The 21,562-nt window shown below is 73.6% G+C and carries 17 protein-coding genes; 13 read left to right on the forward strand and 4 right to left on the reverse strand.

The window, feature by feature from the left end; genetic code table 11:
- The first annotated feature begins 202 nt into the window (after positions 1–202).
- The 11 genes from ACPU2J_RS24710 (at position 203) to ACPU2J_RS24760 (ending at position 16,910) form a co-directional block, all read left to right on the forward strand.
- Positions 203–2,566, forward strand: coding sequence for an ATP/GTP-binding protein (locus ACPU2J_RS24710; protein ID WP_423833996.1), 2,364 nt, complete (start codon positions 203–205; stop codon positions 2,564–2,566).
- Between the two features lie 162 nt (positions 2,567–2,728).
- Positions 2,729–4,309 carry a PucR family transcriptional regulator gene (locus tag ACPU2J_RS24715; RefSeq protein ID WP_361597640.1) on the forward strand — a complete coding sequence of 527 codons (1,581 nt, stop codon included), beginning with the start codon at positions 2,729–2,731 and terminating at the stop codon, positions 4,307–4,309.
- Between the two features lie 148 nt (positions 4,310–4,457).
- The gene (locus ACPU2J_RS24720; RefSeq protein WP_361597643.1) at positions 4,458–5,903 is read left to right on the forward strand and encodes an aldehyde dehydrogenase family protein; all 1,446 of its coding nucleotides are present in this window, start codon (positions 4,458–4,460) and stop codon (positions 5,901–5,903) included.
- A gap of 228 nt (positions 5,904–6,131) precedes the next feature.
- Entirely contained in the window at positions 6,132–8,135 is a 2,004-nt protein-coding gene (locus tag ACPU2J_RS24725) for an acyl-CoA dehydrogenase family protein (RefSeq protein ID WP_423833997.1), read from the forward strand.
- A 94-nt stretch (positions 8,136–8,229) separates the two neighbouring features.
- A complete protein-coding gene (locus ACPU2J_RS24730; protein WP_423833998.1) occupies positions 8,230–9,585 on the forward strand; it encodes a hypothetical protein in 1,356 nt (451 codons plus the stop codon).
- A gap of 85 nt (positions 9,586–9,670) precedes the next feature.
- Positions 9,671–10,924, forward strand: a complete 1,254-nt coding sequence (dxr, locus tag ACPU2J_RS24735; protein ID WP_423833999.1) for a 1-deoxy-D-xylulose-5-phosphate reductoisomerase — start codon at positions 9,671–9,673, stop codon at positions 10,922–10,924.
- A complete protein-coding gene (locus ACPU2J_RS24740; protein ID WP_361606749.1) occupies positions 10,921–12,222 on the forward strand; it encodes a M50 family metallopeptidase in 1,302 nt (433 codons plus the stop codon). Before dxr ends, ACPU2J_RS24740 begins: the two co-directional genes overlap by 4 nt.
- 177 nt (positions 12,223–12,399) lie before the next feature.
- Entirely contained in the window at positions 12,400–13,557 is a 1,158-nt protein-coding gene (gene ispG, locus ACPU2J_RS24745; protein WP_361606752.1) for a flavodoxin-dependent (E)-4-hydroxy-3-methylbut-2-enyl-diphosphate synthase, read from the forward strand.
- A gap of 147 nt (positions 13,558–13,704) precedes the next feature.
- Entirely contained in the window at positions 13,705–14,550 is an 846-nt protein-coding gene (locus ACPU2J_RS24750) for a GNAT family N-acetyltransferase (RefSeq protein WP_361606755.1), read from the forward strand.
- Positions 14,551–14,612: 62 nt separating this feature from the next.
- A complete protein-coding gene (locus tag ACPU2J_RS24755; protein WP_423834000.1) occupies positions 14,613–15,188 on the forward strand; it encodes a GNAT family N-acetyltransferase in 576 nt (191 codons plus the stop codon).
- A gap of 9 nt (positions 15,189–15,197) precedes the next feature.
- A complete protein-coding gene (locus ACPU2J_RS24760; protein WP_423834001.1) occupies positions 15,198–16,910 on the forward strand; it encodes a proline--tRNA ligase in 1,713 nt (570 codons plus the stop codon).
- A gap of 33 nt (positions 16,911–16,943) precedes the next feature.
- Here ACPU2J_RS24760 and ACPU2J_RS24765 read toward each other — a convergent pair whose 3' ends face one another.
- The 4 genes from ACPU2J_RS24765 to ACPU2J_RS24780 are packed head-to-tail and all read right to left on the reverse strand — an operon-like array spanning position 16,944 to position 19,820.
- Entirely contained in the window at positions 16,944–17,891 is a 948-nt protein-coding gene (locus ACPU2J_RS24765; RefSeq protein WP_420079444.1) for a slipin family protein, read from the reverse strand.
- A gap of 42 nt (positions 17,892–17,933) precedes the next feature.
- Positions 17,934–18,836 (reverse strand): aminoglycoside phosphotransferase family protein, encoded by a 903-nt coding sequence (locus ACPU2J_RS24770; protein ID WP_420079443.1) that lies wholly within the window; start codon positions 18,834–18,836, stop codon positions 17,934–17,936.
- 34 nt (positions 18,837–18,870) lie between these two features.
- Positions 18,871–19,311, reverse strand: a complete 441-nt coding sequence (locus ACPU2J_RS24775; protein ID WP_420079442.1) for a ferritin-like domain-containing protein — start codon at positions 19,309–19,311, stop codon at positions 18,871–18,873.
- Positions 19,308–19,820: a hypothetical protein gene (locus ACPU2J_RS24780; RefSeq protein WP_423834002.1), complete on the reverse strand. Its 513-nt coding sequence runs from the start codon at positions 19,818–19,820 to the stop codon at positions 19,308–19,310. The genes ACPU2J_RS24775 and ACPU2J_RS24780 overlap by 4 nt, the downstream gene beginning before the upstream one ends.
- A 206-nt stretch (positions 19,821–20,026) precedes the next feature.
- On the opposite strand from ACPU2J_RS24780, the gene rimP reads away from it, so the two are divergent.
- Positions 20,027–20,539: a ribosome maturation factor RimP gene (rimP, locus tag ACPU2J_RS24785; RefSeq protein WP_361606776.1), complete on the forward strand. Its 513-nt coding sequence runs from the start codon at positions 20,027–20,029 to the stop codon at positions 20,537–20,539.
- Between the two features lie 2 nt (positions 20,540–20,541).
- Complete coding sequence (nusA, locus tag ACPU2J_RS24790) at positions 20,542–21,558, forward strand: transcription termination factor NusA (protein ID WP_361606779.1); 1,017 nt, start codon at positions 20,542–20,544, stop codon at positions 21,556–21,558.
- Positions 21,559–21,562: the final 4 nt, after the last annotated feature.

Raw genomic sequence — 21,562 nt, forward strand, 5'->3', positions numbered from 1 at the left:
TCTTTGTCCGCAGGCTAGGCCCGGGAGCGGGGGTCCTGCATGCTCCGTTCGGTAGTGATCTCCGCGTGTCCTTGTCCGCGACGGCCATAGGAGGGAGCGGACGTGTGTCTTCTGGAGAGTGCCGGCGTACGCGCCCCGGACCCGGTACCGGGCACTAGATTGAGCGCCGCAGAGCACGGCACGGTCAGGGGGCAGGGTTTTCATGGACACCGAGGGCATGTACGACGGCCACGCGACGCAACGAGGCCAGGTCCCCAGACCGACCACCCCTCCTCCCAGCCTGCCGCACATTCCCCCGGCGCCGCCGAAGCCGGTCCATGCACCGGCCATGGGCCCCACGCTCGCCGACTGGGTCAGTGCCCCGAGGCCACAGGCCGAGCCGGGCGTCTGGCGGTTCGAGTACGAACCCCGGAAGGGGGAGGAGACCGATACCGCGACCGACCGATCGCTGTTGATCGGTGTGGTCATCTCGTTCCTGGCGTGCGTACTGCTCTGGTCCCTGCTGGCCAACAACTACATCCCCTACGCCGATGTCCCGTTGAAGCTCTTCACCCCCCGGGACTGGTGGGAGTTCGGCGGTCGAGCCGCCGACCACCGGGGCGTAGCAGCACTGCAGGCCTACGAACTGGTGCTGACCGGCGCGCTGGTCTTCTGGTTCAGTCGACTGGGATCATGGGGTTTGGCCTTCGAAAGGCTCGTCGTGGCGCGCGGGCCGGGCGCCCGCGTCGCAGGTGCGGCCGCCGTGGCGATGTTCGTCGCGATGTCCATCGCGACGAAAACCCTGCCTGCAGACGCCCTGGCGTTCAGCCACCTCCCCTACACCGAGATGGGGCCCTTGGCCAGGCTCTCCGCCGCCCTGTTGTACGTGGTGCTGTACGGACCCGTCGTCTACCTCTTCCTCCGGCTTGCGGGGTGGTGGCGGGCCCCCCGCGGTCGCTCCGCACCGCCGACGACAGCCGCCGCAGCGGCTGCCGCACCAGCAGCACAGCACCCGGCGGCCGACGACCCCGCTCGGTGGCCCGAGTTGCGGGGGGTTGGGCTGGGGGAGGTGGCCGATCGGTTGGAGGGGGAGGCCGGGGGCGGGCGGATGAACGACGTCGACTACACGCGGATCCGGCGGGCCTGGGACTCCGTGCGCGTCGACCCCTCGCGGATGCGCGCCTTCGCCGACTCCGTCCGGGACAAGGGCGCCGGCGCCTGCGTGCACCCCTCCGGCGCGCGCGACCTGCCCGTCCGGGCCGCCCGGCACGACCTGCTGGCCCGGCAGGTGCTGCTCGGCACCGTCGAGGACGGCGTCCGCAACCCCTACGCCCGCCGCGGCACCTCCCTCGCGCTCGACCCCGACGTGCTCGGCACCTCCCTGCTCGCCGTCGGCCCCTCCGGCACCGGCAAGACCCGGCAGCTCGTACGGCCCGTCGTGGAGTCCCTCGCGCTCCAGGCGCTGGCCGGCCAGGCCGCCGTCGTCGCCGTCGGCGCGGCCGGGGCCCAGCTCGGGCCCGACACCGCCTACGACGTCGTGGTCCGCATCGGCGACCCGGCCTCCGTCTACGACCTGGACCTCTACGGCGGGGCCACCGACCCCGACGAGGCGGCCACCCTGCTCGCCGAGGCCTTCGTCGGGGACGTCCCGGGCGCCGACGTGCGCCGCGCCGCCACCGCCCTCGCCCAGCTCCTCGGGCCGTTCCGGGCGGCCCACGGACGCTTCCCGGCCGTCCCCGAACTGCGCGAGCTGCTCGACGGACTCCCCGCGGCCCTCGACGCCCTGCGCCGGGAGCTCGACGGGCAGCCCGCCATGCTGCGCGAGCTGGACGCCCGGACCCGGCAGCACGGCGCCCACGGCGACCCCGGAGCCGCCCTCGCCGACCGGGTGGCGCTGCTGGACCGGCCCGCCTTCGCCGGGTTCTTCGACACCACCGGCCAGGGCCGCCCCTTCTCCCTGCGCGCCCTGGAACACCCGATCCGCGTCCGCGTCGACCTGCCCGAACGCGGCCACGCCGACGCCTCCCGGATGCTGGCCCGGCTGCTGCTCGCCCAGTTCAACGCCGCCGCGGCCGCCCGGGCCGACCGCTCGCTGTTCGCGTTCCTGGCCCTCGACGACGCCTCGCACACGCTGACCTCGCAGACCGTCCGGGGCGTCCAGCGGCTGCGCTCCGCGCACGCGGGCGTCCTGCTCACGCTGCGCACGCTGGACGACGTACCGGAGGAGCTGCGCACGCCGTTGCTCGGTGCGGTCGGCTGCCGGATGGCCTTCTCCGGGGTCACCACCTGGGACGGCAAGCGCTTCGCCGAGGCCTGGGGCACCGAGTGGGTGGAGACCCGTGACGTCACCCACCGCACGGTCTTCGCCGACCAGCCGCTGACCCGTGCGATCCACGCCTTCCGCAAGCTCGTCACGGGCAAGGCGGTCACCACCGACGCGGTGACCGTCCGCCAGGTGGAGCGCGAGCGCTGGTCCGCCTCGGACCTCGCGCACGCCGTACCGCCCGGGCACGCCGTGCTCTCGCTCACCTCCGTGCGCGGGGAGCGGGCGGCCCCGCTGCTGGTCCGGCTGGCCGGATCGGCCTGACCCGCGCTCCGACCCGTACTGGGTGGCAGAATCGAGGGGAGCCGTTCGTACGCCACGGCGAAAAGCCTCGGTGCCTCGACGCGTCGAAGCACCGACGGCTCCCGCGATCCAGCCCTCCCGCCCTCCCCTCCCGCCACCCTCCGCTAAGGCCCCTGGTAACCGATGCCGCTGACCCTCGCCTCCCTCGTCCAGCACTCGGCGCTCAAGCTCGGCGTCCGGGCGGGGGAAGGGCGCCTGGACACCCCCGTGCGCTGGGCCCACGTCAGCGAGCTCGCCGACCCCGTCCCCTACATGGAGGGCGGGGAGCTCCTCCTGATCACCGCGATGAAGCTGGACGCGGACGACCCGGAGGAGATGCGGGCCTACGTACGGCGCCTCGCCGCCGCCGGAGTGGTCGGCATCGGCTTCGCGATCGGTGTGAACTACGAGGCCGTCCCCGAGGCGCTGGTCGAGGCCGCCCGGGCCGAGGACATGCCGCTGCTGGAGGTGCCCCGCCGGACCCCGTTCCTCGCGATCAGCAAGGCCGTCTCGGCGGCGCTCGCCGCGGACCAGTACCGGGCGGTGACCGCCGGCTTCGAGGCGCAGCGCGAACTGACCCGCGCCGCGCTCTCCGCCGACGGCCCCGCCGAGCTGTTGGCGAGGCTCGCGGCCCACGTCCACGGATGGGCCGCGCTGTACGACGCCTCGGGCGCCGTGGTCGCCGCGGCGCCCGAATGGGCCGCCCGCCGCGCCGCCCGGCTGACCGCCGACGTGGAGCGGCTGCGCGAGCGGCCCGCGCCCGCGAGCGCGGTCGTCGGGGGTTCCGAGGACCGCGTGGAACTGCAGTCGCTGGGCACCGGCCGCCGGGCGCGCGGGGCGCTCGCCGTGGGCACCGGGGCCCCGCTGGGCACGGCCGAGCGTTACGCCGTCCACTCCGCGGTCGCCCTGCTCACCCTCACCACCGAACGGTCGCGGTCGCTGCACGAGGCCGAGTCCCGGCTGGGCGCTGCGGTGCTGCGGATGCTGCTGGCGGGCGAGGCGGAACACGCCCGGTCCGTGGCCGGCGACCTCTACGGATCCCTGCTGGACGCGCCGTTCCGGCTGATCGTCGCCGAGCCCGCGCTGGCCGGCACGGCCCAGCCGGAGGGGCTCGCGCTGCTGGCGGACACGGTCGAGTCGGCGGCCGCCCGCTCCGGGGAGGCTCTGCTGCTCGTCCCCGAGCCGGGGCGCCTGGTGGTCCTGGCCTGCGACGGCGGAGCGGCCGTGCAGGCCTGCGCCGACCACGCCGAGGCGCTGGAGGCCCGCCGCGGCCGCGACGCCGCCGGGCCCGAGCCCGACGAACTGGTGATCGGGCTGTCCGCGCCGGCCGGGCCGGGCGCCGTGGCCACCGCCCTCAAGCAGGCGGACCAGGCGCTCGCCGTGGCCCGCCGCCGGGGGCGGCCACTGGTGGAGCACGAGGACATGGCGGCCGGTTCCGTCCTGCCGCTGCTCGCCGACGACGCCGTACGGGCCTTCGCCGACGGCACGCTGCGCGCGCTGCGCGAGCACGACGCGACCGGACGCGGCGACCTGGTCGCCTCGCTGCAGGCGTGGCTCTCCCGCCACGGCCAGTGGGACGCCGCCGCCGCGGACCTGGGCGTGCACCGGCACACGCTGCGCTACCGGATGAAGCGGGTCGAGGAGATCCTCGGCCGCTCCCTGGAGGACCCCGACGTCCGCATGGAGCTGTGGCTCGCGCTGAAGGCCACCTCCACTCCCGCCTGACGGACCGCGCCGGCCCGGCCCTGACAGTGACAAACCGGCGAAGCGGGGCGACCCGCCGCTCCACCAGGGACAAACGCCGAAACGGCCCCGGAGTCCTACGGTGGAGGGGTCAGGACCCACCGCACACACCCGAAGGGCCGGGATTCGCATGACTTCCACCCACGCCTTCTGGCTCGCCGGCCGCCAGGCCACCGGCGAGGACAGCTTCGACGTCCACTCCCCGTGGGACGGCCGCCAGGTCGCCACGGTCAGCGTCCCCACCGACGCGCAGGTCGAAGAGGCCGTGGCCGCGGCGTACGCCGTGACGGCGGAGTTCTCCGCGACCCCTGCCCACGTACGGGCCGCCGCCCTGGACCACGTGTCCAAGCGGCTCGTCGAGCGCACCGAGGAGATCGCCCAGCTGATCTCCGCCGAGAACGGCAAGCCCGTCAAGTGGGCCCGCGGTGAGGTCGGCCGTGCGGTGTCCGTGTTCCGCTTCGCCGCCGAAGAGGCCCGCCGCTTCAACGGCGGAGAGGCCCAGCGCCTCGACACCGACGCCGGCGGCGTCGGCCGTCTCGCGCTGACCCGCCGCTTCGTCAAGGGCCCGGTCCTCGGCATCGCGCCGTTCAACTTCCCGCTGAACCTGTGCGCCCACAAGGTGGCCCCGGCCATCGCCGTCGGCGCGCCGATCATCCTCAAGCCGGCCCCGGCCACGCCGCTCTCCGGCCTGATCCTGGGTGAGCTCCTCGCCGAGACCGACCTCCCGGCCGGCTCCTGGTCGGTCCTCCCGGTGGCGAACGACAAGATGCCCGCCCTGGTCAAGGACGAGCGCCTCCCCGTCATCTCCTTCACCGGCTCCGACACCGTCGGCTACGCCATCCAGCAGTCGGTGCCCCACAAGCACTGCACCCTGGAACTCGGCGGCAACGCCGCGGCCGTCGTCCTGGACGACTGGTCCTCCGAGGCCGACCTCGACTGGGCCGCGACCCGTATCGCGACCTTCTCGAACTACCAGGCCGGCCAGTCCTGCATCTCCGTGCAGCGCGTGATCGCCGACGCCTCCGTCTACGACCGGCTCGTGGAGAAGGTCGTCGCGAAGGTCCAGGCGCAGGTCACCGGCGACCCGAACGACGACGCCACCGACGTCGGCCCGCTCGTCTCCGAGGCCGCCGCCCAGCGCGTGGAGTCCTGGGTCGACGAGGCCGTCTCCGCCGGCGCCAAGCTGCTCACCGGCGGCAAGCGCGAGGGCGCCTCGTACGAGCCGACCGTGCTCGCGAACGTCCCCGCCGGCGTCAAGCTCGCCACCGAGGAGGTCTTCGGCCCGGTCCTGACCCTCCTGCGGGTCGAGAACACCGACGAGGCCTTCGCCGCGGTGAACGACTCCAAGTTCGGCCTGCAGGCCGGCGTCTTCACCCACGACGTCCAGACCGCCTTCCGCGCCCACCGCGAGCTGGAGGTCGGCGGCGTGATCATCGGCGACGCGCCGTCCTACCGCGCCGACCAGATGCCGTACGGCGGCGTCAAGCAGTCGGGTGTCGGCCGCGAGGGCGTCCGCTACGCGATGGACGACTACACGTACGAGCGCGTCCTGGTCCTGACCGGCCTCGACATCTGATCCCGTACGGCCACAGAGCCGACGGCCGGAGCCTACTGTGCGGGGGCTCCGGCCGTCCCTTTTCCTCCGGGCCGGACGGCGGCCGGGCAGCAGCCCGGGCCGCCGTCCGGCCCGCGGCCGTTCCCCCGGCTGGACCGCCCCGACTTTTCCCGCGGAGCCGGGCAGGGTACGACTCACAGGTAGCACCCATCGGTAGCGATCCGACCCAGCGGCGAGGTGAGCCCCCTCATGTCGGCAACACAGCCCGCACAGCCCGCACAGCCCGCACAGCCCGCACAGCCGGTCCAGCCCGGCGGCACACAGCCCAAGGTGACCGAGCGTGAGGCACGACAGGTCGCGGAAGCGGCCCGGGAACAGGACTGGCGCAAACCGAGCTTCGCCAAGGAGCTCTTCCTCGGCCGGTTCCGGCTCGACCTGATCCATCCCCACCCGCTGCCCGCCGACGAGGACGTCCGGCGCGGCGAGGCCTTCCTCGCCCGGCTGCGCGAGTTCTGCGAGGCCCAGCTGGCCGACGGCCTGGCCGCCCGCATCGAACGCGAGGCGCGGATCCCCGACGAGACCGTGCGCGGGCTCAAGGAGCTCGGCGCCCTCGGCATGAAGATCGACCCCAAGTACGGGGGCCTCGGCCTGACCCAGGTCTACTACAACAAGGCGCTCGCCCTCGTCGGCTCCCTCAGCCCGGCCATCGGCGCCCTTCTCTCGGCCCACCAGTCGATCGGAGTGCCCCAGCCGCTGAAGATGTTCGGCACCCAGGCCCAGAAGGACGCCTACCTGCCGCGCTGCGCCACCACTGCCATCAGCGCCTTCCTGCTGACCGAACCCGACGTGGGCTCCGACCCGGCGCGCCTGGCCACCACGGCCGTCCCCGACGGCGACGACGCCTACGTGCTCGACGGCGTGAAGCTGTGGACCACCAACGGCGTCGTCGCGGACCTGCTCGTCGTCATGGCCCGCGTCCCCCGCAGCGAGAACCACCGCGGCGGCATCACCGCCTTCGTCGTCGAGGCCGACTCCCCGGGCATCACCGTCGAGAACCGCAACTCCTTCATGGGCCTGCGCGGCCTGGAGAACGGCGTCACCCGCTTCCACCGGGTGCGGGTCCCCGCCGACCAGCGCATCGGCGCCGAGGGTGCCGGTCTCAAGATCGCCCTCACCACCCTCAACACCGGACGCCTGTCGCTGCCGGCCATGTGCGTCGGCGCCGGGAAGTGGTGCCTGAAGATCGCCCGCGAGTGGTCGGCCGTCCGCGAGCAGTGGGGCCGGCCGGTCGCGCAGCACGAGGCCGTCGGCGCCAAGATCTCCTTCATCGCCGCCACCACCTTCGCCCTCGAAGCCGTCGTCGACCTCGCCTCCCAGATGGCCGATGAGGACCGCAACGACATCCGCATCGAGGCCGCCCTCGCCAAGCTCTACGGCTCCGAGATGGCCTGCCTGATGGCCGACGAACTCGTCCAGATCCGCGGCGGACGCGGCTTCGAGACCGCCGAGTCCCTGGCCGCCCGCGGCGAACGGGCCGTCCCCGCCGAGCAGATGCTGCGCGACCTGCGCATCAACCGGATCTTCGAGGGCTCCACCGAGATCATGCACCTGCTGATCGCGCGCGAGGCCGTCGACGCCCACCTCTCCGTCGCCGGCGACCTCATCGACCCCGAGAAGGACCTCGGCGACAAGGCGAAGGCCGGTGCCCGCGCCGCCGGGTTCTACGCCCGCTGGCTGCCCCGGCTGGCCACCGGACCCGGCCATGTCCCCGGCACCTACCGGGCCTTCCACCCCGGCGGCCACCCCGACCTCTCCACCCACCTGCGCTATGTGGAACGCAGCGCCCGCAAACTCGCCCGGTCCACCTTCTACGCGATGTCCCGCTGGCAGGGCCGCATGGAGACCAAGCAGGGCTTCCTCGGCCGGATCGTCGACATCGGCGCCGAACTCTTCGCGATGAGCGCGGCCTGCGTCCGCGCCGAGCACCTGCGGGCCTCCGGGGACCACGGCCGCGAGGCGTACCAGCTCGCCGACGCCTTCTGCGAGCAGTCCCGCCTCCGCGTCGAGGAGCTCTTCGGCAGGCTCTGGTCCAACACCGACGACCTCGACCGCAAGGTGGTCGCGGGCGTCCTGTCCGGCACCTACGCCTGGCTGGAGGAGGGCGTGCTCGACGCCTCCGGGGACGGCCCCTGGATCGCGGACGCCACCCCCGGCCCGTCGACTCGGAAAAACGTCCACCGCCCCTTGCGCTGACCTGCGATCATCGCCGCACGTCGGACAGACGTACGAGGATGAGCGGGCGTACCCGACCGGTACGCCCGCGAGCACAGCACGAGGCGGACCAACGATGCCGACGGCCCAGGAAGACCGCACCAGCCGACGGCTGGCCTGGTGCGTGGCGCACCTGCTGCGCCACGCCCCGGACCACGTCGTCATCGACATGATCCACCGGCTCGACGAGCCCACCCTCAAGTACCTGTGCCGGGACGAGTGGCTCTCCGCCCCGACCGTCACCCTGCTGCTGCGCCACGGCGCCGCGGCCGACCGCGGCTTCATCGCCCGCAACCCCCGCGTCGTGGGACGGCCGCTGCCCGGCCTGCCCGGGCCCGCCCGGTATGCCGCCCGCCCCGGCCCCGGCCGCGAACCGGCCCAGGAGGCCGGCCCCGGGCCGCTCGGCCGGGACGCGCTGCTCGGCCTGCTGCGACGGCACGGACGCCGGCCCCGGACCCCCCTCACCCTGCTGCGCCTGCCGCACGACCCCCTGGACCCCGGGGCGCTGCTGCGCGAGCACGCCCGGGACCCGCTGCCGCCCGGAGCCGTCGAAGCGCTCCTGCTGGTCGGCGGCCTGCCCCTGGAGACCTCCCTCGCCCTGCTCGACACCCGCGGCCGCACGGGCGGCGACACCCCCGCCTCGTGGCACCGGCCGGCGGTCCGCGCCGTCCGCATGGGGCTCGCCACCTTCGAGGAGGTCGTCGCGCACCTGGCTCCGGCCCACCTGACCCTGCGTCTCGCCGACCACCCCGCCACCGGCGGGCTGCGCTGGTCCCTGCCCGAACAGGCAGGCATGCGCACGGCCCTGACCCGCGCCCTGAGCCCCCTCGGCGACTCGCCGCGCCACTGGGCGGCCCTGGAGCGCCACGCGCCCGGCTTCCGGGGCACCCTTCCGGAGCTGGTGGCCGGGATCGTCTCCGGAGACCCCACCCCGCCCGCCCCGCCCGCCGGACCCGCTCCGGCCCCCCTCGCCCACGTCCTCGGACTGCTCCGGACCGGCCCGCCGCCGGAACACCCCGAACCCCGCGGCGACTGGGAGCCCGGGCAGTTCTCCGCCGAACGCGGGCTGGCCCTCGTCAGCCTCGCCGTGCCGATGGACTCCGTGCAGGAGGACATCCGCTGGATCCGGGACTGCCTGAGCCGGGGCCTGCTCACCGGCGCGGACGTGGTCCGGTACAAGGTGCCGGCCTGCTGGGCACTGGACGAGGACCACTGGCTGGGGGACGGGGACGGACCCGACCGCCACGACTGGCCCGCGCCCGTCCTGGCGGCGCACGCCGAGACCGCGCGGCTGACCGCGCCCCTGGGCGACGACCCCGAGGCCTGGTGGCGGGCCGCCCGGGCCCTGCCCGACTTCACCGGAACGGTGCCGGAGCTGTGCGCCGCCGCCGGGACGGGCGGCCCGGCGCCGCGTGAGCCGTCCGCGCCGTAGGACGGTGGCGCGGAGGCGCCCGGCGACGGGCCCGGCGGGGGAGTCCGTGTCCTGGCCCGTACGACTTGCGGCAACAATGGGGGGCATGAGCGACCGTCCAGCCCCCCTCGCCGATCCGCACCTCCTCTTCGACCCCGCGGCCGGCCGCCGGGACATCGTCGTCCTCGGGTGCACCGGATCCATCGGCACCCAGGCCATCGACCTGGCCCTGCGCAACCCGGACCGGTTCCGGGTCACCGCCCTGTCCGCCGCCGGCGGCCGGGTCGCACTGCTGGCCGAGCAGGCCCGGCAGCTGCGGGTCGAGAAGGTGGCCGTCGCCCGCGAGGACGCCGTACCGGCCCTGAAGGAGGCGCTGAGCGCCCAGTACGGGCCCGGGGAGACGCTGCCCGAGATCCTGGCCGGACCGGACGCCGCGACCGAGCTCGCCGCCTCCGCGTGCCACACCGTCCTCAACGGCATCACCGGCTCCATCGGCCTCGCGCCCACCCTCGCCGCGCTGCGGGCCGGCCGCACCCTGGCCCTGGCCAACAAGGAGTCGCTGATCGTCGGCGGCCCGCTGGTCAAGGAGCTCGCCCGGCCCGGCCAGATCATCCCGGTGGACTCCGAGCACGCGGCCCTCTTCCAGGCCCTCACCGCCGGGACCCGGGCCGAGGTCCGCAAGCTCGTCGTCACCGCCTCCGGCGGCCCCTTCCGCGGCCGCACCCGCGCCGAGCTGGCGCAGGTGACCGTCCAGGACGCCCTCGCGCACCCGACCTGGGCCATGGGCCCCGTGATCACCGTGAACTCGGCGACCCTGGTCAACAAGGGCCTGGAGGTCATCGAGGCGCACCTGCTCTACGACATCCCCTTCGAGCGCATCGAGGTCGTCGTCCATCCGCAGTCCTACGTGCACTCGATGGTGGAGTTCACGGACGGCTCCACGCTCGCCCAGGCGACCCCGCCGGACATGCGCGGCCCCATCGCGATCGGTCTCGGCTGGCCCCACCGGATCCCCGACGCCGCCCCCGCCTTCGACTGGAGCAAGGCCTCCACTTGGGAGTTCTTCCCCTTGGACACCGAGGCGTTCCCGGCGGTCGGCCTGGCCCGGCACGTGGGCGCCCTGGGCGGCACCGCCCCGGCCGTCTTCAACGCGGCCAACGAGGAGTGCGTCGAGGCGTTCCTGGCCGGTCGGCTGCCGTTCACAGCAATCATGGATACGGTCTCTGCCGTGGTCGACGAGCACGGGACGCCTCGGTCGGGAACCTCCCTGACCGTCCAGGACGTCCTTGAAGCAGAGGCCTGGGCCAGGGCCCGGGCGCGGGAGATGGCGGCTCGGGCCGCCGCGGAGGCGCGCGCATGACACTTCTGATGACGGTGCTCGGAATCGTGATCTTCGCGGTCGGCCTGCTGGTCTCCATCGCGTGGCACGAGCTGGGGCACCTCTCCACGGCCAAGCTGTTCGGCATCCGGGTGCCGCAGTACATGGTGGGCTTCGGCCCCACCATCTGGTCGCGGAGGAAGGGCGAGACCGAGTACGGGATCAAGGCCATCCCGATGGGCGGTTACATCCGCATGATCGGGATGTTCCCGCCGGGCGAGGACGGCAAGGTCACCGCCCGGTCGACCTCGCCGTTCCGGTCGATGATCGAGGACGCCCGCTCGGCGGCGTACGAGGAGCTCCAGCCCGGCGACGAGAGCCGGCTCTTCTACACGCGCAAGCCGTGGAAGCGCGTGATCGTGATGTTCGCCGGCCCGTTCATGAACCTGGTCCTGGCCGTGGCGATCTTCCTCACCACGCTGATGACCTTCGGGCTGAACACCCAGACCACCGCGGTCGCCACCGTCTCCGACTGCGTCATCCAGCAGAGCGAGAAGCGCGACAAGTGCCTGCCCACCGACCCGGCCGCCCCCGCCAAGGCCGCCGGCCTGCGGGCCGGCGACAGGATCGTCGGCTTCAACGGCCGCCCGGTGGCCGACTGGTCCGCCCTGCAGAAGGACATCCGCTCCACCGTCGGCCCCGCCACGATCACCGTCGAGCGGGCCGGGCAGCGCATGGACCTCAAGGCCGACCTGATCGAGAACAAGGTCGCCAAGACCGACGGCAGCGGCAACTACGTCAAGGACGAGTACGTCACCGCCGGCTTCCTCGGGTTCGCCCCGGCCTCCGGCTACGTACCGCAGTCCTTCGGCCAGTCCGTCGACCGCATGGGCGAGATGATGGAGGCCGGCGTGCAGTCGCTGGTCGCCCTGCCCACCAAGGTCCCGGACCTGTGGAACGCCGCCTTCAACGGGGCCGAGCGCAAGCAGGACAGCCCCATGGGCGTCGTCGGGGCGGCCCGCGTCAGCGGTGAGATCTTCACCCTCGACATCCCCGCCCAGCACCAGCTGGTCTTCTTCCTCAACCTGTTGGCCGGATTCAACCTTTCGCTGTTCCTGTTCAACATGCTGCCGCTGCTCCCGCTCGACGGCGGGCACATCGCCGGCGCCCTGTGGGAATCGCTGCGGCGCAAGGTCGCCCGGGTCTTCCGGCGCCCCGACCCCGGCCCGTTCGACGTGGCCAAGCTGATGCCCGTCGCGTACGTGGTCGCGGGCCTGTTCATCTGCTTCACCCTGCTGGTGATGGTGGCGGACGTGGTGAACCCCATCAAGATCACCTAGTCGCACGCGGTGCGATACCGCACACCGCCGGGAGCCGGGCACGCATCGTGCCCGGCTCCCCGCGTTCGGGTGGCGCACCCCCTCGGATGCACGGGGCGTCCCGTGGTTGGCGTAACCTCGAAGGCCGGAGCCCGCCGATCTCGGGACCTTGATCCACACCTTGGGGTTGCACAGCAGATGACTGCCATCTCACTCGGAATGCCGTCCGTGCCGACGAAGCTTGCCGACCGCCGGGTCAGCCGCAAGATCCAGGTCGGCTCCGTGGCCGTCGGCGGCGACGCGCCCATCTCGGTCCAGTCGATGACCACCACCCGCACCTCCGACATCGGTGCGACCCTCCAGCAGATCGCCGAGCTGACCGCCTCCGGCTGCAACATCGTCCGCGTGGCCTGCCCGACCCAGGACGACGCCGACGCCCTTGCCGTGATCGCCAAGAAGTCCCAGATCCCGGTCATCGCGGACATCCACTTCCAGCCGAAGTACGTGTTCGCCGCGATCGACGCCGGCTGCGCCGCGGTCCGCGTGAACCCGGGCAACATCAAGCAGTTCGACGACAAGGTCAAGGAGATCGCGAAGGCCGCGAACGAGACCCGCACGCCGATCCGCATCGGCGTGAACGCCGGCTCCCTCGACGCCCGCCTGCTGAAGAAGTACGGCAAGGCCACCCCCGAGGCCCTCGTCGAGTCGGCGCTGTGGGAGGCCTCCCTCTTCGAGGAGCACGGCTTCGGCGACATCAAGATCTCGGTCAAGCACAACGACCCGGTCGTCATGGTCAACGCCTACCGCCAGCTCGCCGCCGCCTGCGACTACCCGCTGCACCTCGGCGTCACCGAGGCCGGCCCCGCCTTCCAGGGCACCATCAAGTCCGCCGTCGCCTTCGGCGCCCTGCTCTCCGAGGGCATCGGCGACACCATCCGCGTCTCCCTCTCCGCCCCGCCGGCGGAGGAGGTCAAGGTCGGCATCCAGATCCTGGAGTCGCTGAACCTCAAGCCGCGCCGGCTGGAGATCGTCTCCTGCCCCTCCTGCGGCCGCGCCCAGGTCGACGTCTACAAGCTGGCCGAGGAGGTCACCGCCGGCCTGGAGGGCATGGAGGTCCCCCTCCGCGTCGCGGTCATGGGCTGCGTCGTCAACGGCCCCGGCGAGGCCCGCGAGGCCGACCTCGGCGTCGCCTCCGGCAACGGCAAGGGCCAGATCTTCGTGAAGGGCGAGGTCATCAAGACCGTCCCCGAGTCGAAGATCGTGGAGACCCTCATCGAAGAGGCGCTGAAGATCGCCGCGCAGATGGAGGCCGACGGCGTCGCCAGCGGCGAGCCCACCGTCGCCATCGGCGTCTGATCCCCGCGGGCCCGCCCCGCACCCGGCCCCGGCCCGTTCCCGCTGATCGCGGGGCCGGCCGGGGCCTTTCGTGACCTGCCGGCGCGGCATCGTCCGGCCCCGGCGGGTACAGTGCGGAGATCAGCAGACGTGCATGGTGAGGCCCCAGTGTTGACGCAGACGACCACCCGGGTCCTTGAACCCGGTGACCTCGATGCCGCGCTCGAAGTCCTCGGACGCGAGCCGGTGGAGAACGCCTTCGTCACCTCCCGGGTCCAGGTCGCCGGACTCGACCCCTGGCGGCTGGGCGGCGAGATGTGGGGCTGGTACGCCGACGGCGAGCTCCGCTCCCTCTGCTACGCCGGGGCCAACCTGGTGCCCGTCTGCGCCGGTCCGGACGCCGTGCGCGCCTTCGCCGACCGGGCCCGCCGCACCGGCCGCCGCTGCTCCTCGATCGTCGGCCCCGCCCCGGCCACCCGCCTGCTGTGGCAGCTGCTGGAACCCAGCTGGGGACCGGCCCGCGACGTCCGCTCCCACCAGCCGCTGATGGTCATCGAGCGCCCGTCCACCACGGTCGAGCCCGACCCGCAGGTCCGCCGGATCCGCAAGGACGAGATGGACCTGATCATGCCCGCCTGCGTGGCCATGTTCACCGAGGAGGTCGGCGTCTCGCCGATGGCCGGGGACGGCGGTCTGCTCTACCAGGCCCGGGTCGCCGAGCTCGTCGCGGGCGGCCGCTCCTTCGCCCGCGTCGAGGACGGCAAGGTCGTCTTCAAGGCGGAGATCGGCGCCGCCACCGCCCGCGCCTGCCAGATCCAGGGCGTGTGGGTGGCCCCCGAGTTCCGCGGCCGCGGCCACTCGGAGACCGGGATGGCAGCCGTCGTCGCCCACGCCCTGCGCGACGTGGCCCCCGTCGTCAGCCTCTACGTGAACGACTTCAACACCGCGGCCCGCGCCGCCTACCGACGGGTCGGCTTCCGCGAGGTCGGCGCGTTCATGAGCGTGCTGTTCTGACGCCGACGACAGACCCGGCCGCGGCATTCCGGCGCGCCCCTACCGCGAAGTAAGGTCGCCGCATGCTGCCTTCCGGAGTCCGTATCGGCCCCCTCGACCTCGCCGACCGCGTGGACGAGGCCCTGCGCGTGCAGGCCGTCGCCTTCGGCCTCAGCGAGGAGGAGGTCGGCATCCGGCGCTACATCGTCCAGCGCCACATGACCTGCCGGGGCGCCCGCGCCCTCGGGGCGTTCGCCGAGGACGGCGCCCTCGCCGGGTTCGTCTACGGCATGCCGAACGACCGCACGCACTGGTGGTCCACCGTGGTCGAGCCCTACCTGCGGGCCGGCGGCCACGACGACTGGCTCGACGGCTCCTTCGTCATCACCGAACTGCACGTCCACCCCGGTTTCCAGGGCCACGGCATCGGCCGCACGCTGATCACCGCCCTCACCGACGACGCCGCCGAACCCCGTTCGATCCTCTCCGCCATCGACACCGAGAGCCCCGCCCGGGGCCTGTACCGGGCCCTCGGCTACACCGACCTCGCCCGCCAGGTCCACTTCCCGAGCGCCGCCCTCCCGTACGCCGTCATGGGCGCCGCCCTCCCGCTGGCCAGGGGCGGAAACGGTTACCGGGGGCCGTCGCGGCCCCGGTAACCTCCCGGCATGTCCACACACCACGTACAGCGCATGTCCCGCCTCATGGCCAAGACCCTCCGCGAGGACCCGGCCGACGCCGAAACCCTGAGCCACCGGCTCCTGGTGCGCGCCGGATACGTCCGGCGCAGCTCGGCCGGGGTGTGGACGTGGCTGCCGCTCGGCAAGCGGGTGCTGGACAACGTCTCCCGCGTCGTCCGCGAGGAGATGGACGCCATCGGCGCCCAGGAGGTGCTGCTGCCGGCCCTGCTGCCGAAGGAGCCCTACGAGGTCAGCGGGCGCTGGTCGGAGTACGGGGACCTGCTGTTCCGGCTCCGGGACCGCAAGGGCGCGGACTACCTGCTCGGCCCCACCCACGAGGAGATCTTCACCCTGGTGGTGAAGGACCAGTGCACCTCGTACAAGGACCTGCCGGTCATGCTCTACCAGATCCAGACCAAGTACCGGGACGAGGCGCGGCCGCGGTCCGGGGTGCTGCGCGGCCGCGAGTTCCAGATGAAGGACTCCTACTCCTTCGACGTCTCCGACGAGGGCCTGGCCGAGTCCTACCGGCTCCACCGGGAGGCCTACGTCCGCATCTTCGAGCGGCTGGGCCTGGACCACCGGATCGTCTCGGCGGTGTCGGGAGCCATGGGCGGATCGGCGTCGGAGGAGTTCCTCGCCCCCGCCGGGGCGGGCGAGGACACCTTCGTCGACTGCCCCTCCTGCGACTACGCCGCCAACACCGAGGCCGTCACCTTCGCCCTGGCGCCGGTCTCCGCGGAGCACCCGGCGGTGCAGGAGGTGGACACCCCGGACACCCCGACGATCGAGACCCTGGCCGCGCACCTGTGCGTCCCCGCCTCGGCGACGCTGAAGAACCTCCTGGTGAAGGTCGACGGCGAGATCGTCGCCGTGGGCGTCCCGGGCGACCGCGAGGTGGACCTCGGCAAGCTCGGCGAGCACCTCGCCCCGGCCGTCGTGGAGCTCGTCACCGCCGAGGACTTCACCGGCCGACCCGACCTCGTCCGCGGGTACGTGGGCCCGCAGGGCCTGGAGAAGGTCCGCTACCTGGCCGACCCGCGGGTCGCGCCGGGCACCGCCTGGGTGACGGGCGCCAACAAGCCCGACACGCACGCCCGCAACGTGGTCTGCGGCCGTGACTTCGAGGTGGACCAGTACCTGGACGTGGTGGTCGTGGAGCCGGGCGACCCCTGCCCCTCCTGCGGCGCCGGCCTGCGGCTCGACCGGGCCATCGAGATCGGTCACATCTTCCAGCTGGGCCGCAAGTACGCCGACGCCTTCGGGCTGGACGTCCTGGGCCGCGAGGGCAAGCCGGTACGGGTCACGATGGGCTCGTACGGGATCGGCGTCTCGCGCGCGGTGGCGGCCCTGGCAGAGCAGACCGCCGACGAGCGCGGGCTGTGCTGGCCGGCGGCGGTGGCCCCGGCCGACGTCCACGTCGTCGCGGCGGGCAAGGCCGTACCGCTGGCGCTGGCGGAGCAGGCGGCCGAGGCCCTGGCCGGCTCCGGCCTCCGGGTCCTGCTGGACGACCGCCCGGGCCTGTCCCCGGGCGTGAAGCTCACCGACGCGGAGCTGATCGGCGTGCCGTGGATCCTGGTGGCGGGCCGCCGCTCGGCGGAGGAGATCGTGGAACTGCAGAACCGCGCGACGGGCACCCGCGAGGAGCTCCCCCTGGCGGAGGCCCTGACCCGGCTGCGCGAGCCCGGCGCCGGCGCCTGACGCGCCCCGTCCGCGCGGCGGCCGCCGCTGCGGCTACGGCGCGGACCCGTCCGGGGACGGCGCCGGACCGGCGGTCCCGAGGGCGGGAGGCTCCGGGGGCGGGGCGACGGGCTCCGGCCCGTCCCCGCCCTCCGGGAGGGGTCCGACCCCGTCCGGCCCGGGGCCTTCGGAAGCCGGGCCGGCCGGGGCCGGGTCGGTGTGCGCCGGCGCCGCCGGGGGCAGCGGGGCGGCGCGTTCGAGGAAGCGCAGCAGTTCCACGGGGAACGGCAGCACCAGGGTGGAGTTCTTCTCGGCGGCGACCGCGACCACCGTGTGCAGCAGCCGGAGCTGCAGTGCGGCGGGCTGTTCCGACATGACCTCCGCGGCCTCGGCCAGCTTGTGGGAGGCCTGCAGCTCGGCGTCGGCGTTGATCACGCGGGCCCGCCGCTCTCGGTCCGCCTCCGCCTGCCGGGCCATCGACCGCTTCATCGTCTCCGGCAGGGACACGTCCTTGATCTCGACCCGGTCGATCTGGACGCCCCAGCCCACCGCCGGGCTGTCGATCATCAGCTCCAGCCCCTGGTTGAGCATCTCCCGGTTGGACAGCAGGTCGTCCAGGTCCGACTTCCCGATGATCGACCTCAACGAGGTCTGGGCCATCTGCGAGACGGCGAAGCGGTAGTCCTCCACCGCCACGACCGCGCTCGCCGGATCGACCACCTTGAAGTACACGACCGCGTCCACCCGCACCGTGACGTTGTCCCGGGTGATGCCCTCCTGCGCGGGCACCGGCAGGGTCACGATCTGCATGTTGACCTTGCGCAGCCGGTCGATCAGCGGAACGATCACGGTGAACCCCGGCGGCCGGACCTCCTCGCGCAGCCTGCCGAAGCGGAAGACCAGCCCCCGCTCGTACTGCTTCACGACCCGGGCAGCGGCACCCATGTACACGGCGGCACCCACGCCCGCCGCGACCACCGCTGTCAGCAGTTCTTCGACCATGACGGCCCCCTGCCGGACACACCTTCCTACCTACGGTATGCCCTACAGCCAGGCGGCGAACTCCAGCAGCAGCTCGGCATCCCGCCGCCGGCCCGCGGCCAGCGCCCGGTGGCCCGACTCCACCGCCCGGAACAGCGTCCAGCCCCGCAGCCGGTCCCGGTCCACGTCCAGCGCGTCGGCCAGCTTGTTCACCCGGCGCCGGGCCCCGGCCGCACCGGTCGAGGAGGCCACCTGGTCCTCCAGCCGGTCCCGCACCAGCCGCGCCAGGTCGTACGCCCGCTCGCCCACCAGCGGATCCGGCCCCACCGTCAGCCACGGCGCCCGCTCACCCGCCAGCACCTTGCCCTGCCGGAAATTGCCGTGCAGCAGCAGCTCCTCGGGCGGGGACGCCACCAGCTCCGTCCGGGCGGCCAGCGCCGCGTCGGCCAGCACCCGGACCTCCGCGGGCGCCGCGGCCAGGGCCACCGCCTGGAGCCCCGTACGCTCGGCCACCGACTCCCACCCGTGCCCGGCGGGCGGCGCCACCCACAGCCGGCGCAGGGTCCCGCTCGCCTCCAGCAGCGCCTTGGCCTCCGGAAGGGAGCGCAGCGACACCTCCGGGTGCAGCCGCTCCAGCAGCAGCGCCCCGTCGTCCCCGTGATGCCGGTTGTCCAGCACCCGTACGGCCCCGAAACCGCCCCAGTGCGCCAGCGCGGCCAGCTCCCGGTCCGGCCGGGCGTTCGGCGGAGCCAGTTTCAGGGCGGCCGGGGTCCCGTCCTCGTAGGTGACGAGGACGACCAGGCTGCTGCGCCCGCCGGGGGCCTGCACCCGCTGGGCCCGTACCCCGCGCCGGGTCAGCGCGTCCTCGGCGAGTGCGGGCAACTGCCCCAGCCAGTCCGTGTCCTGCGCTGTGTCCGGCATCTCGCCGAGCGCCCGTACGAGCCGCTGCGGCGGTTCGAAAGCCATGCGTGCGTGGTCCCTTTCAGCTGGTGAGGGCTCGTTACGCGCGTTCCGTGAGCCCAGGGAAGGCTACGCCGCCGCCGCGCCAGCGCGCCGCCCGCACTGCCGCCGCGGTCAGCGCGTCGGCCGCCTCGCGGCGCAGCTGCCCCTCTGCTGCCCGCACCAGGTCGGAGTACGCGCCCGCCACCCGGTCCTCGACGAAGGCGGCCAGTCGCTCCGCGTCGGCCTGCGTGCGGACCTGGAACGGCAGGCCGTAGGCCGCCTCCGACGGCCGGGGCGCGCCGCCCAGCTCGCGGACGCCCCGCGCGAGGGCGTCGCGCCGGGCGAGGTGGGCGCCGTACGCCTCCCGGGCCTCGGTCGCGCGCGGCCCGGTGCTGCGGGCGCCGATCACCCCGTAGGCGTAGGCCGCCGCGTGCTCGGCGGCGAGGGCCGCCTGGGCGGCCGCGAGGGCCCCGCCGGCGGGGGAGGGCTCGGGCTTCACGACGCGGCTCCCGGGGGCGAGGTCAGCAGGTAGGCGTGGACGGCGCCGCAGGCGGCGACCGAGGCCAGCATCCGGGCGAGCTCACCGGGCGCCCCGGCCAGGTCGATGGTGCGGGACTCGGACAGCTTGCGCTCGGCGTCGGCGAGGGCGGTCAGGGCCTCGGCCGGCTTCGGGGGCACGGGCGACGCGCTCGACGCGGGCGCGGCGGCCGCGCCGGTGCCCGCGGAGGGGACGGCGGACGAGGCCGGGGAGGGCCGGTCGCCCGCGGCGGGGGACAGGGCGGCCGCGTGCGCGGCGACCGAGGCGCGCAGGGGAGCCAGCCGGGGAGCGAGGGACGGGTGTGCCGCCCCGGTGGCGTCGTAACGTTCCAGCAGTCGCTCGCTGTCACGAACGGCCGCTTCGCGCATCCGCCGGTCGAGTGAAATCGCGGCGGTGACGGCGGGGGAGGGGGTGTCGGAGCACCCCGTCAGCAGCACGGTGCCGGCCGCGCCGGCGGCACCGGCGAGCACGCTCCGGCGGGAGGGTCTTGGGGGCGGAGTCCAGGGCACGGCGGCGTCCTCCGGGTGGTGACGGGGCTGATCGCGGGGCGGGGTGTGATCACGGTACCCGTGGCCCTGTCCGGCGGGCGGACGGCAACACCCTCCGACACCGGATACCCTTTGACACGACGCACGACGGAAACCACAACAGCACACGCGGCCGAGGAGTCACCCGGATGAGCACCACCCAGAGCGACAGGCTGCGCGGACTGCTGGAGCCGCTCGTCGCCGCCAAGGGCCTGGACCTCGAAGAGATCGAGCTGTCCCGCGCGGGCAAGCGCCGGATGCTCCGCATCATCGTGGACTCCGACGAGGGCGTGGAACTGGACGCGTGCGCCGAGCTGAGCCGTGAGGTCTCCGACCTGCTCGACGAATCCGACGTGATGGGCGAGGACGAGTACGTCCTCGAAGTGAGCTCGCCGGGCGCCGACCGCCCGCTGACCGAGCACCGCCACTACGTACGGGCCATCGGCCGTCTCGTGAAGTTCCAGCTGGCCGCCGAGGGCGAGAAGGGGGCCGGGGAACTGGTCGCCCGCATCCTCGACGTCGACGACGAGGGCCTGGACCTCGAAGTACCGGGCGTGAAGGGCCGCAAGGCGACCGCCCGCCGCATTGCTTTCACCGACATCGCCAAGGCGCGTGTCGAGATCGAGTTCAACCGCAAGGACAAGAAGGAAGAGGAGGCGTAGCCGTGGACATCGACATGAGTGCCCTGCGGGGTCTGGTCCGGGAGAAGGAGATCTCCTTCGACCTGCTCGTCGAGGCGATCGAGTCGGCCCTCCTCATCGCGTACCACCGGACCGAGGGGAGCTTCCGCCGCGCCCGCGTCGTGCTGGACCGCACCAACGGTCACGTGGTCGTGTGGGCGACGGAGGACCCGAGGGACCTCGAGGAGGGGCAGGAGCCCAAGGAGTTCGACGACACCCCGTCGGACTTCGGCCGGATCGCGGCGACGACCGCCAAGCAGGTGATCCTCCAGCGTCTGCGCGACGCCGAGGACGACCTGACCTTCGGCGAGTTCGCCGGCCGCGAGGGCGACGTCATCACCGGTGTGGTGCAGCAGGGCAAGGACCCGAAGAACGTCCTGGTCGACATCGGCAAGCTGGAGGCCATCCTGCCGGTGCAGGAGCAGGTCCCCGGCGAGGACTACCCCCACGGCCTGCGCCTGAAGGCGTACGTCGTGCGGGTGGCGAAGGGTGTCCGCGGTCCGTCCGTGACCCTCTCGCGCACCCACCCCAACCTCGTGAAGAAGCTGTTCTCGCTGGAGGTCCCGGAGATCGCCGACGGCAGCGTCGAGATCGCGGCGATCGCCCGCGAGGCCGGTCACCGCACCAAGATCGCGGTGCGCTCCACCCGTTCGGGCCTCAACCCGAAGGGCGCCTGCATCGGCCCGATGGGCAGCCGCGTGCGCAACGTGATGGCCGAGCTGCACGGCGAGAAGATCGACATCGTGGACTGGTCGGACGACCCGGCCGAGATGGTCGCGAACGCCCTGTCACCCGCCCGGGTGAGCAAGGTCGAGGTCGTCGACTGGGACTCCCGGTCCGCCCGGGTGACCGTCCCCGACTACCAGCTCTCGCTGGCCATCGGCAAGGAGGGCCAGAACGCCCGCCTCGCCGCGCGGCTCACGGGCTGGCGCATCGACATCCGTCCCGACACCGAGGTGTCCCCGGACGCCGACCGGGACCGCGAGCGGGCCGGGGAATAAACCG

It is taken from the genome of Streptomyces manipurensis, from assembly GCF_049570255.1.
GTDB lineage: Bacteria > Actinomycetota > Actinomycetes > Streptomycetales > Streptomycetaceae > Streptomyces > Streptomyces manipurensis.

Bases quoted from the DNA above. Each gene is read 5' to 3' on its own strand.
- ACPU2J_RS24710 (WP_423833996.1), top strand. From the start codon at position 203: ATGGACACCGAGGGCATGTACGACGGCCACGCGACGCAACGAGGCCAG.
- ACPU2J_RS24715 (WP_361597640.1), top strand. From the start codon at position 2,729: ATGCCGCTGACCCTCGCCTCCCTCGTCCAGCACTCGGCGCTCAAGCTC.
- ACPU2J_RS24720 (WP_361597643.1), top strand. From the start codon at position 4,458: ATGACTTCCACCCACGCCTTCTGGCTCGCCGGCCGCCAGGCCACCGGC.
- ACPU2J_RS24725 (WP_423833997.1), top strand. From the start codon at position 6,132: ATGTCGGCAACACAGCCCGCACAGCCCGCACAGCCCGCACAGCCCGCA.
- ACPU2J_RS24730 (WP_423833998.1), top strand. From the start codon at position 8,230: ATGCCGACGGCCCAGGAAGACCGCACCAGCCGACGGCTGGCCTGGTGC.
- dxr (WP_423833999.1), top strand. From the start codon at position 9,671: ATGAGCGACCGTCCAGCCCCCCTCGCCGATCCGCACCTCCTCTTCGAC.
- ACPU2J_RS24740 (WP_361606749.1), top strand. From the start codon at position 10,921: ATGACACTTCTGATGACGGTGCTCGGAATCGTGATCTTCGCGGTCGGC.
- ispG (WP_361606752.1), top strand. From the start codon at position 12,400: ATGACTGCCATCTCACTCGGAATGCCGTCCGTGCCGACGAAGCTTGCC.
- ACPU2J_RS24755 (WP_423834000.1), top strand. From the start codon at position 14,613: ATGCTGCCTTCCGGAGTCCGTATCGGCCCCCTCGACCTCGCCGACCGC.
- ACPU2J_RS24760 (WP_423834001.1), top strand. From the start codon at position 15,198: ATGTCCACACACCACGTACAGCGCATGTCCCGCCTCATGGCCAAGACC.
- ACPU2J_RS24765 (WP_420079444.1), bottom strand. From the start codon at position 17,891: ATGGTCGAAGAACTGCTGACAGCGGTGGTCGCGGCGGGCGTGGGTGCC.
- ACPU2J_RS24770 (WP_420079443.1), bottom strand. From the start codon at position 18,836: ATGGCTTTCGAACCGCCGCAGCGGCTCGTACGGGCGCTCGGCGAGATG.
- rimP (WP_361606776.1), top strand. From the start codon at position 20,027: ATGAGCACCACCCAGAGCGACAGGCTGCGCGGACTGCTGGAGCCGCTC.